The sequence below is a fragment of the uncultured Brevundimonas sp. genome, assembly GCF_963977465.1.
In the GTDB taxonomy this organism is placed as follows: domain Bacteria; phylum Pseudomonadota; class Alphaproteobacteria; order Caulobacterales; family Caulobacteraceae; genus Brevundimonas.
The window spans coordinates 307,955-323,011 of record NZ_CAXBOQ010000003.1; the positions used below are offsets into that span (position 1 = coordinate 307,955).

Sequence of the window (15,057 nt, forward strand, 5' to 3'; positions counted from 1 at the left end):
CGGTTCAGGCGGCGTCCATCACGCTGCGGAACAGGATGGCCCCGTCGGCGGAACCCAGTTCGGCCTCGAAGGCCCGGTCCGGGTGCGGCATCATGCCCAGCACATTGCCGCGCGCGTTCTGGATGCCGGCGATGTCGGCCATCGAGCCGTTGGGATTGTCGACATAGCGGAACACGACCTGTCCATCGCCTTCGATCCGGGCGAGGGTTTCGGCGTCGGCGAAGAAGTTTCCGTCGCCATTGCCCTGGGTCATCACCACCTCGCGCTGGCCCTGAAAGCCGGCGGTGAACCGCGTCTGGGCATTGGTCACGGTCAGGCTGACCGGCTTGCACACATATTTCAGCCCGGCGTTGCGCAGCAGGGCCCCCGGCAGCATCCCGGCCTCGCACAGGATCTGGAAGCCGTTGCAGATGCCGACCACGGCCACGCCGTCGTCGGCGGCCTTCTTCACGGCCTGCATGATCGGCGACTGGGCTGCCATGGCCCCGCAGCGCAGATAGTCGCCATAGGAAAAGCCGCCCGGCAGGACGATCAGGTCCAGCCCGTCGGGCAGGGTGGTGTCCTGGTGCCAGACCATCTCGACCTTTTCGCCGGTCGAGCGTTCGATCGCGACCTTGCAGTCGCGGTCACAGTTGGAACCCGGGAAGACAATGACAGCTGCGCTCATGGCGCGGCCACTTAGCAGGCTTCGGCGGCCTTGTCAGGGGCGGGTGTCAGCCCCGGCCGGTGTTCTCGTAAATCGCAGTAAGGGACGCCTTCGCCAGCGTATGGAAATGCAGGTTGAAGCCGTACACCGCCCCGGAGTTGTCGGGCGTGACGTCCAGCTGCGGCACGTCGACGGCGAACACTGTGAAGATATAGCGGTGCGGCCCGTGTCCCGGGGGCGGGGCGGCCCCGCCGAAGCCGGGTGCTCCGAAATCCGTGCGTCCCTCGACCGCGCCTCTCGGCAGACCGCCGGATGAGGCGTCCTCCAGCAGTTCGGTGACATCCGCGGGAATGTTGGCCACGGTCCAGTGCCAGAAGCCTGATCCGGTCGGCGCATCGGGATCGAAACAGGTGACGGCATAGCTCCTGGTGCCGTCGGGCGCGCCGGACCATCGCAGGTGGGGCGAGACATTGCCCTTCGCCTGAACCTGGGCGTCGGGCAGGGTGTCGCCGTCGCGAAAACTGTTGGAGGTCAGGGTGAAGGTCATGCTCGGCTCCGGGTTGGCTGCGGCGCACCGCGATGGGGACCCGGCTTGCGGCGCGCGACGACGCGTCTAGGTTAGGGTGAGTGGCAGAGGACGCAAGCCCATGCTCAAGGCCCTGGCGGATCGGGTGTTCACCTCGCGCGCCGTGCACATCCGCGTGGCGGGAACGGGATTCACCGCCGGTCCGGGCGAACCGGAGCTGACGGTCCATCTGGCCGACGCCGCCACCGCCATGGCCGTCGCGGTCAATCCCGAACTGGCGGTCGGCGAGGCCTTTATGGACGGGCGGCTGACGATTGAGGACGGCGACATCTATGATTTTCTGCAGCTGGTGGCCTCGCAGCTGGCGGTCCGGCCGATGCCGCGAGGCCCGCTGTGGCGCTGGAAGCGACGACTGGCCCAGACCAACGACCGGCTGCGGGCGCGGCGTAATGTGCATCACCACTATGACCTGACGCTGGAATTCTATCGCCTCTTCCTCGACGACGACCTGCAGTATTCCTGCGCCCTGTTCGAGACCCCCGACGCCACCCTGGAGCAGGCCCAGGCCGCCAAGAAGCGGCGGCTGATCGACAAGCTGGTCCTGCGGCCGGGCCACAGCGTGCTCGACATCGGCTGCGGCTGGGGCGGGCTGGGGCTGTCACTGGCCCGGGCCGGCGGACAGGTCACCGGCGTGACCCTGTCGACCGAACAGCATGCGACCGCACAGGCCCGCGCCACGGAGTCAGGCCTGGCGGATCGGGCCGACTTCCGCCTGCAGGACTATCGCGATCTGGACGGGACCTTCGATCGCATCATTTCGGTCGGCATGTTCGAACACGTCGGCCTGCCCAACTACCAGACCTATTTCGATGCGGTGGCGCGGCTGTTGAATGAGGACGGCGTGGCGGTGATTCACGCCATCGGCCGCCGCAAACCGCCCAGTCGGACCCAGCCGTGGATCGCCAAACACATCTTTCCCGGCGGCTATATCCCGTCCCTGTCCGAGGTGTTCCCGGCGATCGAGCGCGCGGGCCTGTGGGTCACGGACATGGAGATCCTGCGCCTGCACTATGCCGAGACCCTGCGGCTGTGGCGCGAACGGTTCCTGGCCCGACGTGACGAGGCTGTCGCCCTGTATGACGAGCGCTTCTGCCTGATGTGGGAATTCTATCTCGCGTCCAGCGAGGTCGGCTTCCGCGACCTGGGCCATATGGTCTTCCAGATCCAGCTGTCGAAACGTCAGGACGCGGTGCCGCTGACGCGGGCCTATCTGTGCGACTGAGCCCCTGCCGGATCAGCCGGTGCCGCGGCAGGATGCGCCCCGACGGTGAAGGCATCGCTGTCCATCAGGCCGCCGGCCAGGGCCACAACGAAGATCAGCACGCCGACCAGCACGAAGGCCGCGATCGAGAAGCGGATCAGCCGTTTCACGCGATTTCTATGCGGTAGCTTTCGATCACGGTGTTGGCCAGCAGCGTGTCGCACATCGACTTCACCTCGGCTTCCGCGTCCTTCGCGTCGGCCAGATCGAATTCGATCAGCTTGCCGACCCGGGCGTTGCTCGCGCCGGTCCAGCCGAGCCCGTGCAGCGCGCCCTCAACGGCCTTGCCCTGGACATCCAGCACCCCGGGCTTGAGGAACACGTGAACCTTGACCTTCGCCATCAGTGCAGACCTCCCTGAATCACGGTGGGCATATCCTTCATGATGCCCAGCCGCTTGGCCACTTCGGTATAGCTTTCAATGACATTGCCCAGGTCGCGACGGAAGCGATCCTTGTCCAGCTTCTCGCCGGTGGCGGTATCCCACAGACGGCAGGAGTCGGGGCTGATCTCGTCGGCCAGGATGACCCGGGCGAAATCATTCTCCCAGACGCGACCGAACTCGATCTTGAAGTCGATCAGGGTGATGCCGACCGCGCCGAACATGCCCGACAGATAGTCGTTGACCCGCACGGTCATGGCCAGGATGTCGTCCAACTCCTGGGTCGTGGCCCAATTGAAGGCGGTGATGTGCTCTTCGGTGACCATCGGGTCGTTGAGCTCATCCTTCTTGTAGTAGAATTCGATGATCGAGCGGGGCAGGGGCGTACCCTCCTCGATGCCGAGGCGCTGGCTCATCGAGCCGGCCACGATGTTGCGGCACACGACTTCCAGCGGAATGATCTCGACTTCGCGGATCAGCTGCTCGCGCAGGTTCAGCCGCTTGATGAAATGGTTGGTGACGCCGATTCCGTTCAGCCGGCTCATGATGAACTCGCTGATGCGGTTGTTGATCACGCCCTTGCCTTCAAGCTGCGCCTTCTTCTCGCCGTTGAAGGCGGTGGCGTCGTCCTTGAAATACTGGATCAGCGTGCCCGGCTCGGGCCCCTCGTAGAGGATCTTGGCCTTGCCCTCGTAGATTTTCTTGCGCTTGGAATTCATGGTCGTGTCCCGGCGGGGGAGAGATAAAAACCTGTCCGGAAACAAAAATCGCGCGGCCAGAACCTCGGTCTGGGCGGCGCGACAGCGGAATCCGGCGGGCGGGGAGATAAGGCGCGCGGACACTAGCGGAACGCGGACTGTGATACAAACGACAGTCCCGGTCGTAGCGGCGCAGGAACCGCCCTGCTCGCGGTTGCGTTCAGCGTGGAGCGGTCTATAGACCTCCGCGACTGCGGGCCTGCTGATGTCCGCGACTGGAGCTTCTGAACGCGTATGACGACCTTTGACGAACGGGAATCCGGATTCGAGTCCAAGTTCGCGCTCGATCAGGATCAGGAATTCAAGGCCATGGCCCGCCGCAACAAGCTCTTGGGCCTGTGGGCGGCCGACAAGATGGGCCTGTCCGCGGAAAGCGGCGAACAGTATTCCAATGCCGTCGTGCGGGCGGACTTCGACCAGCCGGGCGAAGAGGACGTGTTCCGCAAGATCGCCGGTGACTTCAAGGGATCCGGCATGACCGTCTCCGAGGGCGAGATCCGCTCCAAGATGGACGAACTGGCCTCCATCGCCCGCGACCAGATTCGCGCGGGCGACTAATATCCGGACGGGCAACGCCCGCGCCCTATGATTACCGTGACATCAAAAGGGCCGCTCCAGCAATGGAGCGGCCCTTTTTGCCGGATGACGACGGGGCAGTCCGTCCTCCGGTGTCCAGCGTGCCCGTCGGGCACCCGGAAAGGCTTGGAGCGAAATCGGTTGAGTTGGACGCAGTCCAACTCGGCGCAGATTTCGCTCCAGTTTGAGTTGGGACCATTTTTTGGATTCAGGTCGATTCGACCTGAAACAAGAATGGTCTACGGCATCAGAACCGTGTCGATCACATGGACCATGCCGTTCGACTGGGCGACGTCGGCCTGGGTGATGGTCGAGGTGCCACCCTTGGCGTCGGTGATGATCCAGGTGCCGTTGGGGCCGGCCGACACCTTGAGCGACTCGCCCTGTACCGTGGTCAGGGTCGCCGTACCGCCGTTGGCCGAGGCCTGGGCCGCGATGTCCGCGGCGGTCAGACGGCCGGGCACCACATGATAGGTCAGAATCTTGGTCAGGTCGGCCTTGCCGGCGGGGGCCATCAGACCGTCAACCGTGGCGGACGGAAGCTTCTGGAAGGCCGCATTGTCCGGCGCGAACACCGTGTAGGGGCCCGGTCCGTTGAGGGTCTCAACCAGGCCGGCGGTCTGGACCGCGCTGACGAGGGTCGTCAGGTTTGAGGCCTTGCTGGCGTTGGTGACGATGGTGGCGGTGGGGCTCATCGAGGCACCGCCGACCATGGGTTCAGCGGCGGCAGGGGCCATGGTGTCCGCCGGCGGGGTGTCTTGGACTGGGGTTTCGTTGTTGTTGCAGGCGGTCAGGGCCAGCAGGGCGGCCAGTGAAACGCCGGCGAGAATGGTGGGGCGTGTGAATGTCATCGGGTCTCTCCTGTAAAGCCGCGCAACGGCGACGTTACCGACAGCTACTGTCGCGGGCCGAAATGGATGCATCGGGGCCTGGCTATGGGGCGCGACATTCTGGCGCACCCACTGTCGGGCCGCCGGTGAATTCGCCCAGCACGGCCCAGGCCCGGGCCTTCTGCGCAAGCGGTCGCGCATGGGCCGGACTGGAGGACGGCAGGTCGATCAGGGCCAACTCACCCGTGCTCGCGGCCAGCGCCCGCCGCCCGGCCCGGGCCGCCGTCGCGCCGTTGAAGGCCACTGCCCGCAGTTTGGGCAGGGTCGCCACCAGACCGCTCAGGTCGGCGAACTCCGGGTCGCGGATCGCTGTGTCCAGACTGCCGGCTCGGTGCGCGGTGGTGATCACGTCCCACAGGCCGATCCCGGCGGCCTTCAGCGCCGCCAGCCGCTGCGGATAGGCCAGGTCGACCAGATCACGCCCGATCAGCCCGCCGGTCAGTCGCCAGAAGCCGTTACGCGGATGGGCATAGTATTGCTCGGCGGCCAGCGACGCGTCGCCCGGCAGGCTGCCCAGGATCAGCAGCCGCGTGTGCGCGTCGACGACGGGGGCAAAACCGACCCGCCGTTGCGCCGCCGGCTCAGCGGGCGGCGGAACCGGCATCCCTCAGCCAGCCGACAACCGACAGCCGCGTGCCCTTGGCATAGGCGGCGACCGGTGCGACCGAATGCAGCTGCGGCACCCGGAACAGGGTCAAGGCGTTCCAGCGCGGGGCGTGGCCGCGGGTCACGTCACCGGCCTCGTCATGAAACAGCAACTGGCCGCCCCAGTCAGGTCGCCACTCGCGGGTCAGACCCAGCGTATAGGCGGTCAACCGGTCGCTGACCTCGGTGCCCACGTCATTGTGCAGACCGATGAAGTCGCCGGGCCGATAGCGGGTCGCCTGACCGTCGGCCTTGACCACCTGGGGCTGGCCGGTGACTGCGGCACCGAAGCGGACGAACTCCTGGTTCAGCCATTCGGTCAGGCCGTGGATCGCATGGCCGGGGTCGCGACCGGCCAGATAGGCGCTGATCAGCGGATAGCTCAGATACATGAAGCCATACTGGCCACCGGCGCGCGCCAGCATGGCCTTCAGCCGCTCGCGCAGCACCGGTTCACCCACCGCCGCGATCTGGGCCCGGGTCAGAACGGCGGGACGGCCGTCCTCACCCTCGAAGGCCAGATCCCAGTCCAGCGCCGTCTCCAGCAGGCTGGCCAGCGATTCCGCGATCGCCGGCTCGAACACATCGGGAATCTGGACAAAACCGTCCCGGGCATAGGCACGGGCGGCGGCCTCGAAATCGATCGCCGGATTGAGCCGCAGCGCCAGCCCGGTCATCAGCTGGCTCCGAACACCCGCGCGAACACCGTGTCCACGTGTTTGGTGTGATAGCCGATGTCGAACAGGGCCTCGAGCTGGGCCTCCGGCAGGGTCACCCGCGCGTCGGCCTTGAGGAAGTCGAGGAACCGGCCCTCGCCACGCCACACCTTCATAGCGTTCTCCTGCACCGCGGCATAGGCATCCTCGCGCGATACGCCCGCCTGGGTCAGAGCCAGCATGACCCGTTGCGAATGTACCAGGCCGCCCAGCAGGTTGAGGTTCTTCTCCATATTGGCCGGATAGACGTTCAGCCGCTCGACCACGCCGGCCAGACGATGCAGGGCAAAGTCCAGATGGATGGTGGCGTCGGGCCCGATGCCGCGCTCCACCGACGAATGGCTGATATCCCGCTCGTGCCAAAGGGCGACGTTTTCCATCGCAGGCACCACGGCCGAGCGCACCAGCCGGGCCAGGCCGGTCAGGTTCTCGGTCAGGATCGGGTTGCGCTTGTGCGGCATGGCCGACGAGCCCTTCTGGCCCTTGTCGAAAAATTCCTCGGCCTCCAGCACCTCGGTGCGCTGCAGGTGACGGATCTCGACGGCCAGCCGTTCGACCGAACTGGCCACCACGCCCAGCGCCGCGAAGAAGGCGGCGTGGCGGTCGCGCGGGATCACCTGGGTCGAGACCGGCTCGACGGCAAGGCCCATCTTCTCGGCGACATAGACCTCAACCGCCGGATCGACATTGGCGAAGGTGCCCACGGCGCCGGAGATGGCGCAGGTGGCGATCTCTTCTTTCGCCGTCAGCAGGCGGCGTCTGGCCCGCTGGAACTCGGCGTGATAGCCGGCCAGCTTCAGCCCGAAGGTCACCGGCTCGGCGTGGATGCCGTGGCTGCGACCGACGCAGGCGGTCAGCTTGTGTTCGCGGGCGCGCTTCTCCAGCGCCGCCAGCACCCGGTCGATGCCCTCGACCAGCAGGTCCGAGGCCCGCGCCAGCTGCACCGAGAAACAGGTGTCCAGCACGTCGGATGAGGTCATGCCCTGGTGCAGGAAACGCGCCTCCTCGCCGACGATCTCCGACACATGGGTCAGGAAGGCGATGACGTCATGTTTGGTGGTGCGTTCGATCTCGTCGATGCGGTCGGCGTCGAACACGACGTCCTTGCCCTTGGCCCAGATGGCCTCGGCGGCGCTGGTCGGGATGGTGCCCAGCTCGGCCATCCGCGTAGCGGCATGGGCCTCGATCTCGAACCAGATCCGGTATTTGGTCTCTTGCGACCAGATGGCGACGGCTTCGGGGCGGGAATAACGAATGATCATGGGCGCGGGGTGTCGGTCCAAGACCCCCGTGAGTCAAGGCGTTGCCGGGTCACACGCTTGCATCGGAACCGGGCCCGGCTCAGGAAAGAGGCGTCCACGACAGGAGAGACCGGCTTGGAACTGATCATCGGCCCGCGGCTGTATTCGACCTGGTCACTGCGCCCCTGGCTGGTGCTCGAGCGCTGCGGCGCAGACTTCACTGTGCGCGAGATCAACATCTATGCCTCCGAGGGTCAGGCCGAGCTGGCGCGCATCTCGCCATCGCGACTGGTGCCGCTGCTCAAGGTCGAGGGCGAGACCATCTGGGATTCCATGGCCATCTCGGTCTGGTGCGCCGAACGTTATCCCGAGGCGAAGCTGTGGCCCGCTGACGCCCACGCCCGCTGGCTGGCCCGCTCGGCCGCCTGCGAGATGCATGGTGGCTTCATGGCCCTGCGGACCGAATGCGGCATGGGACCGGACCATACGATGGTCGGGCCTGACCGCTCACCCGCCCCGACCGGCGAGGCCGTGGCCCGCGACCTGCGCCGCCTCGTCAATCTGTGGTCGGGAATGCGCAGCCGTTTCGGCGCGTCCGGTCCGTATCTGTTCGGAGACTGGTCGGTGCCGGACGCCTTCTTCACCCCGGTGGCGACCCGAATTCGGCACTATCAGATCGACCTGTCCGAGCATGGCGACACCGACGGCGTCGCCCGCGCCTATGTCGAGACCCTGCTCGCCCAACCCGACCTCGCGACCTGGACGGCCGAGGCGCTTAAGTCGGGTTAACCGCGCGTACGAACCCGGACTTAACCGAACGACGTTAGCTTTATGCCTGCGCTCGAAACCGCTTGCGCAGGAGTCGACCATGGCTGTCCCGCACGCCCAGCATCCGGCCATCGCCCAACGCCCGGGCCTGCGGGTCTATGGTCTGCTGATCCTGGTGGCCGGCTGCCTGCCCGCCCTGCTGATCGCCAGCCTCATCTGATGGCCTAGCGCCCGCCGTCGACCGACGGTGCCTGGGCAATTTCCAGCGGAACCGGCGGCGGCGCGACATAGTCCAGACTGATCGGCACCAGGGTCGCGCCCGAGGCGATGGCATCCAGGGTATTGAGCGGCGCGCCCAGCATCCGCTGATAGATCCAGTAGGCGGAGACCACCTTCTCCACATAGTCCCGCGCCTGCGGCACATCGATCGTCTCGATCAGCAACAGCGGATCGGCGTCCTGACCCAGTTTGCGGATCGCACCCAGCATCGGGCCCGGCCCGGCGTTGTATGAGGCCGCAGCGCGCAACAGGTCGCCCTGCAACGCCGACATCTGCAGCATCCGGTTGATATAGGCCTGACCCAGCTTCAGGTTCACCGCCGGCTGCAGCAACCGCTGTGGATCGCTGACGAAGCCGCGGTCGCCGGCCAGTTCGGCGGCGGTGGTCGGCATCACCTGCATCATGCCATAGGCCCCGGCGCTTGAGCGCGCCTGCGAGTTGAAGCCGGTCTCCTTGCGCGCGATCGCATAGACCAGCGCCCGCTCGATGGTGAACCCACCCTCCGGCTCCAGCACCGGCATCGGATAGCGCCGCGCGTCGATCCGCTCGGCCTCGTCGTTCGATCCGGTGACGCGCGGGCCCAGTGCCCGGGCCAGCCCGACCCAAAGGCGGCGGGCCGCATCGCCCACGGCACCGTGCAGGCCGCTGCGCAGTTCGTTCTGGGCGTCCGAACGGCGGCCGATCTCGAAATAGGCCACGGTACGGCGCGCCCGATCGTCTGAACGGATGAAATCGTCCAGCTCGTCGACCTCGACCCCGATCGGCTCGTCGTTGCGGCTCAGCGCGGGCTGCAACGTCGCCTCATAGGCACGGGGGCCCATGTTCTCGATCTCAGGCTCCTCGCCCAGCTGGCGCAGGGCGATCTGACCATAGAAGGTCGCGGGCCAACGGCTCGCCAGTCGCAGGAAATGCTGCACCCGGTCCTGCTGACCGGCCTGAGCGGCGGACTTGGCGCTCCAGACGGCGGCCCCGGCGCGCACCCAGGCGTCTTCGGTCGGATCATTGGCGACGCGTTCAAAGGCGCGCAGCGATCGGCCGAACTCGGCCTGGCGATAGGTCGCCAGCCCGACGACCCACCAGTCGCCGATCTGCTCGCCGAGGGTGATCGCGCCGGGCAGGTCGTTGGCGTTATAGGCGATCCGGGCCGCCTTCATCGGGTCGCCGGCGGCCGGGCCGCCGTCCGCGGTGGTGATGCTGTCCCAACTGCGTTCGCTGACGCCCGGCGGGCGTTTCGGCTCGGGTGCGCCGTCGGGGCGGCGTCGCAGGGCCAGGTCATAGGCGCGCGGCGCGTCCGGCAGGTCGCTGAATTCCTCGAGCCAAGCGTACAGATCGTCATAGGTGGCGACATAGTCGCGGTGGAAAAGCCGCTCGAACTCGACCTGTCCGACCAGCACATGGTCGTTCGCCTGACGCGCCGAGGCGCGGGCCAGCTCGAGATCACCCCGACGCAGGGCGTCAAAGGCGGTGGTGTAGCTGAGGCGGTCGGCCGAGCTCAGGGTGCTGGGGGTGTTGCGGGTGTTGCGGGGTTCATCGGGCTCCGCGTTCGCGCTCGCGGCGACAGCCGCAAGGGCCAGAACCAGCACGGGCGCAATGAGTGCACGGCAGAAACGATACATGTCTGGCGGCCCCCCTGGCGGTCGTGGTGCGGTGCGTCTCGAAACGGACCCGTGACACACCCGTGTTCGGTGATCAGGCAACATCGGTGCCAGACCCTGCATCCGGTTCCAACGTGTTCGCCTTTTGGGGCGATATTGAGTCAGTCAGTCGAGGAATGTCCGTCCAGCCGGGCCGTCAGGGCCAGCAGATCGGCCCAGACCTGCCGCTTGGCCTGGGGCTGCCGCAGCAGGAAGGCCGGGTGCAAGGTCGGCATGACCGGAACGGCAAAGCCGCCTTCGGGCAGGTGCCAATCCTTCCACTGGCCGCGCAGCCGCATGATGCCCTCGTCGAGGCCCAGCACCGAGCGCGCCGCTGCCGCCCCGACCAGCAGCACGACCTTTGGCCGCATCAGGTCGCAGACCCGGTCGACGAACGGGGCGCACACGGCCTGTTCCTGCGGCGTGGGGCTGCGGTTGCCGGGCGGTTTCCAGTAGACGGTGTTGGTGATGAAGACCCGGTCCGTCAGGCCGGCGGCCTCCAGCATCCGGTCCAGCAGTCGTCCCGCCTGGCCGACGAAGGGCGCGCCCCGGGCGTCCTCCTCGGTGCCCGGTCCCTCGCCGATAATCAGCACCGGCGCGGCGGGGTCGCCACGGGCGAATACCGACTGGGTCGCGCCCTGGCCACTCAGCGGGCAGCCCTCGAAACCGGCGACGGCCTTGGCCAGATCTTCCATGGTTTCGGCGGCCGCCGCCAGCTGGCGGGCATCGGTCTTGGCCGCGTCAGTATCGGGCCGGGCCACGACCGCGGCCGTCGCCCGCGCCACGGCCTTCAGGGCCGGTGGGGGCTGGACATGGGTGCGGTCGACCGGGGCATCCTCGAAACAGGCGTCGACCCCCGCATCGCGCCAGAAGGCGAGCAGGCTTTCGGTCGCAGCGGTGTCGGTGGGCGCGTGGGTCATCAGTGCCGACAGGGATAAGCCTTGACCGCCCCCACGTCACGTTCCGATAAGACGGGGTTCACACAAACCATCGGGAATGAAGCGGTATGGCCGAGCAAGCGATCGAGGGCGGTGCCGTCAACACGGCGCAGGAAGCCATCATCGACAACCTGCCCCCGCTGGAGGCCCTGGCCGGCGTCGAGCGTGAGGTGATGGAGTATGACGTGGTCATCGTCGGCGGTGGCCCCGCCGGCCTGTCCGCCGCCATCCGCCTGAAGCAGCGGGCGGCAAAGGACGGCAAGGAGATCTCCGTCGCCGTTCTGGAAAAGAGCGCCGAGATCGGCGGCCACATCCTGTCCGGCGCGGTCATCGACCCCAGGGCCCTGAACGAGCTGTTCCCCGACTGGAAGGACCGCGGTGCGCCGCTGGAGACCCCGGTCACCAAAGACCGCTTCATGGTGCTGAGCCCCAAGGGCCAGATGAGCCTGCCGATGTTTGCCCTGCCGCCGATGATGCACAACGACGGCTGTTACATCGCCTCGCTCGGCAATGTGTCGCGCTGGCTGGCCGAGCAGGCCGAGGCGCTGGGCGTCGAGGTCTATCCCGGCATGGCCGCCAGCCACGTCGTCTGGGACGAGCCGACTGGCCGGGTCAAGGGCGTCGTCGCCGGCGTGTTCGGCATCGACCGCGAGGGCAAGCCGACCGACGACTTTCAGCCCGGCATCGAACTGCATGGCAAATACGTCTTCATCGCCGAGGGCGTGCGCGGCTCGCTGGCCAAGACCATCATGGCCCGCCACCAGCTGGCCGCCGACTGCCAGCCGCAGAAATACGGCATCGGCCTCAAGGAACTGTGGCAGGTCCCGGCCGACAAGCACCAGCCCGGCCTGGCCCAGCACACCACCGGCTGGCCCCTGGACGAGCACACCGGCGGTGGCAGCTTCATGTACCATTTCGGCGATCGCTATGTGGCCATCGGCTATGTCGTTCACCTGAACTACAAGAACCCCTTCCTGTCGCCGTTCGACGAATTTCAGCGATTCAAGCATCACCCGGCCATTGCCGCCCATCTGGAGGGCGGCACCCGCATTTCCTACGGTGCGCGGGCCATCACCGAGGGCGGTTTCCAGTCGGTACCGAAACTGGCCTTCCCGGGCGGGGCGCTGATCGGCTGCTCGGCCGGGTTCGTCAACGTGCCCCGTATCAAGGGCAGCCATAACGCCATGAAGACCGGCATGCTGGCCGCCGACGCCGCCTATGACGCCGTCATCGCGGGCCGGGCGGGCGATACCCTGGTCGAATACCAGACCGCCTATGACAACAGCTGGGTCCACAAGGAGCTGAAAGCGGTCCGTAACGCCAAGCCCCTGTTGTCGAAATACGGCACCACCATCGGCGGCGCGCTCGGTGTGTTCGACATGTGGTGCGGGGCCCTGTTCGGCGGATTCTCGCTGTTCGGCACCCAGGCCCACGGCAAGACCGACGCCGCCTCGACCGAACTGGCGTCGAAGCATTCGCCGATCGCCTATCCCAAGCCGGACGGAAAGCTCAGCTTCGACAAGCTCAGCTCGGTGTTCATCTCCAACACCAACCATGCCGAGGAACAGCCGGCCCATCTGAAGTTGCTGGACCCGTCGATCCCCATCGCCGTCAACCTGCCCAAATACGGCGAACCGGCCCGGCTCTACTGCCCGGCCGGGGTCTATGAGGTGCTGTACGACGAGGACGGCAAGTCCAATCCGCGCTTCCAGATCAATGCCCAGAACTGCGTCCACTGCAAAACCTGCGACATCAAGGATCCGTCGCAAAATATCGTCTGGACCACGCCCGAAGGCGGTGGCGGCCCCAATTATCCCAATATGTAGGCCCTAAGGGGAGAGGCCCCTTGCGGCGGGCAGGCAAAGCGTCAAGGTTTCGACCCATGAATATCCTCCGCTTTCGTCTCGCCCTCCTGTCCTTTGTTGCCGTCGGAGCCCTTGCGGGGGCCGCCGCGGCCCAGGACCGGCCTCCGGTTGATCCGGCCGTCGTCGTCGAACCCGGTGCGGCCGTTGAACCAGTCGATGCGGAGCCCGTCGACGGCGACATTGACGACATTGATGAGGCCGTTGAGGCGGTCGAGCCGGAGATCACGCCGATCCCGACCGTCTGGGCCCCGGTCCCGCGGGACGCCCAGGGGCGATCGGCCTACGGCCTGTATCTGGCCGGGCGGCTGGCCCTGTCGCGGGGACTGGGCGAGACCGGTGCTGCCCTGTTGGCCGATGTCGCGGCCCTGACGCCGGAGCAGCCCTCGGTGCGGTTGCAGACCTTCACCGCCGCCCTGCTGGCCGGCGACCTCGACCTGGCTGCCCGCCTGCGTCCGTCGGGCGAGGGCGTGCCGCCGGTGATCAGCGAGGCCGGACGACTGGTCGCCGTGGTCCAGGCCTTCGTGCACGACGATCCGGACGCCGCCCTGGCTGAACTCCGCGTCGCCCCGATCGGCCAGCCGCACGCCCGCGCCGGCCTCTATGTCGAGCCGTGGATCGCCGCCGCCGCCGGCAACTGGGATCTGGCCCTGCGTCAACCGTCGCCCACCGCGACCGATCCGACCTCGCTGTTTATTCGTCACAACCGTGCCCTGCTGCTGGAAAATCACCGCCAGTATGCCGAGGCCGACGCCGCCTTCGCCGCCCTCACAGCCAGCCCACTCGGCGGGCAGCTTTTCCGTCGCTCCTATGCCGAATATCTCGAGCGCCGCGGCCGCCGGGCCGAGGCCCTAGCCGTCTATGACGCCGCCATCGCCGGTGGCAGCACCGATCCGACTGTCGCCCGTGGGCGGGCGCGTCTTATGGCGCGGGGCCGTGCCCCCGCCGCCCCGACCCTGCGCCCCGGGGCCGCCGACATCCTGACCATCGCCGCCATCCAGGCCTCGACCGAGGGCGGGGCCGAGGTCGCCGCCGTTTATCTGCGTCTGGCCCTGAACCTCGATCCCACCGACCTGACCCGGTTCCGTCTCGGCCAGGCCCTGGCCGCCGCCGGCCGCGAGGTCGATGCCCGTGACGCCCTGGCGCGTGTCGCCGACTCCGACCCGGCGCTCTATGCCCAGGCGCGGATGGAGATGGGCCGCAGCTTCCAGCGCGGGGAAGATTCCAAGGCCGCCCTGGCCGAGTTCAGCCGGGCGGCGGCTGTCGAGCCGGACGAGGCCGAGATCGCCTATGTCCTGGCCTCGCAGCTGATCCAGTTGAACCGCTATGACGAGGCCCTGGTTCTCCTGAACGGGCCCCTGCTCAACACCGCAGACCAGCCCTTCGAGATTCATTTCGTGCGCGGCGTCGTCTACGAATCTCTGGAGCGGGTCGACGAGGCCGAGGCCGAGCTGTGGGCCGCGCTCCAGGCCCGGCCGGACGATGCGACCGTGCTCAACTATCTCGGCTACCTCTGGGTCGACAGTGGCAAGCGCGTCAGCCAGGGCGCGGAGATGATCGCCCGGGCTCATGAAGCCGAGCCTACCAACGGTAATATCCAGGACTCGCTCGGCTGGGCCCAGTACCGCCAGGGCCAGTACGAGGTTGCGGTGGACACACTCGAGGCGGCTGTGGCCAAGGAGCCGGCCAATGCCGAGATTAACGACCACCTCGGCGACGCCTACTGGCAGGTCGGTCGGCAGCGCGAGGCCGGCTTCCAGTGGGAGCGGGTCCTGACCCTGACCCCTGATGCGTCGCGACAGGCCGAGGTCGAGCGCAAGCTGGCCGAGGGGCTGGCCCCCGCCGTCCCGGTGTCGGGCACCGGAGCCTAGACCC

16 protein-coding genes are annotated in these 15,057 nt (G+C 67.3%); 5 read left to right on the forward strand and 11 right to left on the reverse strand.

Translation table 11 applies throughout. The features are described 5' to 3' along the window. Positions 1–4: 4 nt before the first annotated feature. Complete coding sequence (gene purQ, locus AAC067_RS08470; protein WP_339931463.1) at positions 5–667, reverse strand: phosphoribosylformylglycinamidine synthase subunit PurQ; 663 nt, start codon at positions 665–667, stop codon at positions 5–7. Positions 668–713: 46 nt separating this feature from the next. Continuing rightward, a complete protein-coding gene (locus AAC067_RS08475) occupies positions 714–1,193 on the reverse strand; it encodes a YbhB/YbcL family Raf kinase inhibitor-like protein (protein ID WP_339931465.1) in 480 nt (159 codons plus the stop codon). A 100-nt stretch (positions 1,194–1,293) separates the two neighbouring features. Between AAC067_RS08475 and AAC067_RS08480 the strand changes: the two genes are divergently transcribed. Then, entirely contained in the window at positions 1,294–2,454 is a 1,161-nt protein-coding gene (locus AAC067_RS08480; protein ID WP_339931467.1) for a cyclopropane-fatty-acyl-phospholipid synthase family protein, read from the forward strand. On the opposite strand, the gene AAC067_RS08485 is transcribed toward AAC067_RS08480, so the two are convergent. The 3 genes from AAC067_RS08485 to purC are packed head-to-tail and all read right to left on the reverse strand — an operon-like array spanning position 2,439 to position 3,594. Then, positions 2,439–2,603, reverse strand: a complete 165-nt coding sequence (locus AAC067_RS08485) for a hypothetical protein (protein WP_339931469.1) — start codon at positions 2,601–2,603, stop codon at positions 2,439–2,441. The genes AAC067_RS08480 and AAC067_RS08485 overlap by 16 nt on opposite strands. Then, positions 2,600–2,836 carry a phosphoribosylformylglycinamidine synthase subunit PurS gene (gene purS / locus AAC067_RS08490; protein WP_339931471.1) on the reverse strand — a complete coding sequence of 79 codons (237 nt, stop codon included), beginning with the start codon at positions 2,834–2,836 and terminating at the stop codon, positions 2,600–2,602. Before purS ends, AAC067_RS08485 begins: the two co-directional genes overlap by 4 nt. Next, a complete protein-coding gene (gene purC / locus AAC067_RS08495) occupies positions 2,836–3,594 on the reverse strand; it encodes a phosphoribosylaminoimidazolesuccinocarboxamide synthase (RefSeq protein ID WP_300445642.1) in 759 nt (252 codons plus the stop codon). Before purC ends, purS begins: the two co-directional genes overlap by 1 nt. A 273-nt stretch (positions 3,595–3,867) precedes the next feature. Between purC and AAC067_RS08500 the strand changes: the two genes are divergently transcribed. Beyond that, positions 3,868–4,191 (forward strand): DUF1476 domain-containing protein, encoded by a 324-nt coding sequence (locus AAC067_RS08500; protein ID WP_339931475.1) that lies wholly within the window; start codon positions 3,868–3,870, stop codon positions 4,189–4,191. Between the two features lie 257 nt (positions 4,192–4,448). On the opposite strand, the gene AAC067_RS08505 is transcribed toward AAC067_RS08500, so the two are convergent. From AAC067_RS08505 to purB, 4 genes are all read right to left on the reverse strand, one after another. After that, positions 4,449–5,060, reverse strand: coding sequence for a fasciclin domain-containing protein (locus tag AAC067_RS08505; protein WP_339931477.1), 612 nt, complete (start codon positions 5,058–5,060; stop codon positions 4,449–4,451). An 82-nt stretch (positions 5,061–5,142) separates the two neighbouring features. Further along, the gene (locus tag AAC067_RS08510) at positions 5,143–5,703 is read right to left on the reverse strand and encodes a DNA-deoxyinosine glycosylase (protein WP_339931479.1); all 561 of its coding nucleotides are present in this window, start codon (positions 5,701–5,703) and stop codon (positions 5,143–5,145) included. After that, on the reverse strand, positions 5,681–6,421 hold the full coding sequence (locus AAC067_RS08515; protein ID WP_339931481.1) for a 2OG-Fe(II) oxygenase family protein: 741 nt from the start codon (positions 6,419–6,421) through the stop codon (positions 5,681–5,683). Before AAC067_RS08515 ends, AAC067_RS08510 begins: the two co-directional genes overlap by 23 nt. Beyond that, entirely contained in the window at positions 6,421–7,722 is a 1,302-nt protein-coding gene (gene purB / locus AAC067_RS08520) for an adenylosuccinate lyase (RefSeq protein ID WP_339931483.1), read from the reverse strand. The genes AAC067_RS08515 and purB overlap by 1 nt, the downstream gene beginning before the upstream one ends. A gap of 114 nt (positions 7,723–7,836) precedes the next feature. On the opposite strand from purB, the gene AAC067_RS08525 reads away from it, so the two are divergent. After that, positions 7,837–8,490: a glutathione S-transferase gene (locus AAC067_RS08525; RefSeq protein WP_339931485.1), complete on the forward strand. Its 654-nt coding sequence runs from the start codon at positions 7,837–7,839 to the stop codon at positions 8,488–8,490. A 203-nt stretch (positions 8,491–8,693) separates the two neighbouring features. On the opposite strand, the gene AAC067_RS08530 is transcribed toward AAC067_RS08525, so the two are convergent. Further along, complete coding sequence (locus AAC067_RS08530; RefSeq protein ID WP_339931487.1) at positions 8,694–10,364, reverse strand: lytic transglycosylase domain-containing protein; 1,671 nt, start codon at positions 10,362–10,364, stop codon at positions 8,694–8,696. Between the two features lie 140 nt (positions 10,365–10,504). Beyond that, positions 10,505–11,302 (reverse strand): uracil-DNA glycosylase, encoded by a 798-nt coding sequence (locus AAC067_RS08535; RefSeq protein ID WP_339931489.1) that lies wholly within the window; start codon positions 11,300–11,302, stop codon positions 10,505–10,507. A gap of 191 nt (positions 11,303–11,493) precedes the next feature. Between AAC067_RS08535 and AAC067_RS08540 the strand changes: the two genes are divergently transcribed. After that, positions 11,494–13,146: an electron transfer flavoprotein-ubiquinone oxidoreductase gene (locus AAC067_RS08540; RefSeq protein WP_339931730.1), complete on the forward strand. Its 1,653-nt coding sequence runs from the start codon at positions 11,494–11,496 to the stop codon at positions 13,144–13,146. Between the two features lie 56 nt (positions 13,147–13,202). Beyond that, a complete protein-coding gene (locus AAC067_RS08545; RefSeq protein WP_339931491.1) occupies positions 13,203–15,053 on the forward strand; it encodes a tetratricopeptide repeat protein in 1,851 nt (616 codons plus the stop codon). The last annotated feature ends 4 nt before the right edge of the window (positions 15,054–15,057 follow it).

Excerpts from the sequence above, each read along its gene's own strand:
- purQ (WP_339931463.1), bottom strand. The coding sequence starts at position 667 with ATGAGCGCAGCTGTCATTGTCTTCCCGGGTTCCAACTGTGACCGCGAC.
- AAC067_RS08475 (WP_339931465.1), bottom strand. The coding sequence starts at position 1,193 with ATGACCTTCACCCTGACCTCCAACAGTTTTCGCGACGGCGACACCCTG.
- AAC067_RS08480 (WP_339931467.1), top strand. The coding sequence starts at position 1,294 with ATGCTCAAGGCCCTGGCGGATCGGGTGTTCACCTCGCGCGCCGTGCAC.
- purS (WP_339931471.1), bottom strand. The coding sequence starts at position 2,836 with ATGGCGAAGGTCAAGGTTCACGTGTTCCTCAAGCCCGGGGTGCTGGAT.
- purC (WP_300445642.1), bottom strand. The coding sequence starts at position 3,594 with ATGAATTCCAAGCGCAAGAAAATCTACGAGGGCAAGGCCAAGATCCTC.
- AAC067_RS08500 (WP_339931475.1), top strand. The coding sequence starts at position 3,868 with ATGACGACCTTTGACGAACGGGAATCCGGATTCGAGTCCAAGTTCGCG.
- AAC067_RS08505 (WP_339931477.1), bottom strand. The coding sequence starts at position 5,060 with ATGACATTCACACGCCCCACCATTCTCGCCGGCGTTTCACTGGCCGCC.
- AAC067_RS08510 (WP_339931479.1), bottom strand. The coding sequence starts at position 5,703 with ATGCCGGTTCCGCCGCCCGCTGAGCCGGCGGCGCAACGGCGGGTCGGT.
- AAC067_RS08515 (WP_339931481.1), bottom strand. The coding sequence starts at position 6,421 with ATGACCGGGCTGGCGCTGCGGCTCAATCCGGCGATCGATTTCGAGGCC.
- purB (WP_339931483.1), bottom strand. The coding sequence starts at position 7,722 with ATGATCATTCGTTATTCCCGCCCCGAAGCCGTCGCCATCTGGTCGCAA.
- AAC067_RS08530 (WP_339931487.1), bottom strand. The coding sequence starts at position 10,364 with ATGTATCGTTTCTGCCGTGCACTCATTGCGCCCGTGCTGGTTCTGGCC.
- AAC067_RS08535 (WP_339931489.1), bottom strand. The coding sequence starts at position 11,302 with ATGACCCACGCGCCCACCGACACCGCTGCGACCGAAAGCCTGCTCGCC.
- AAC067_RS08540 (WP_339931730.1), top strand. The coding sequence starts at position 11,494 with ATGGAGTATGACGTGGTCATCGTCGGCGGTGGCCCCGCCGGCCTGTCC.
- AAC067_RS08545 (WP_339931491.1), top strand. The coding sequence starts at position 13,203 with ATGAATATCCTCCGCTTTCGTCTCGCCCTCCTGTCCTTTGTTGCCGTC.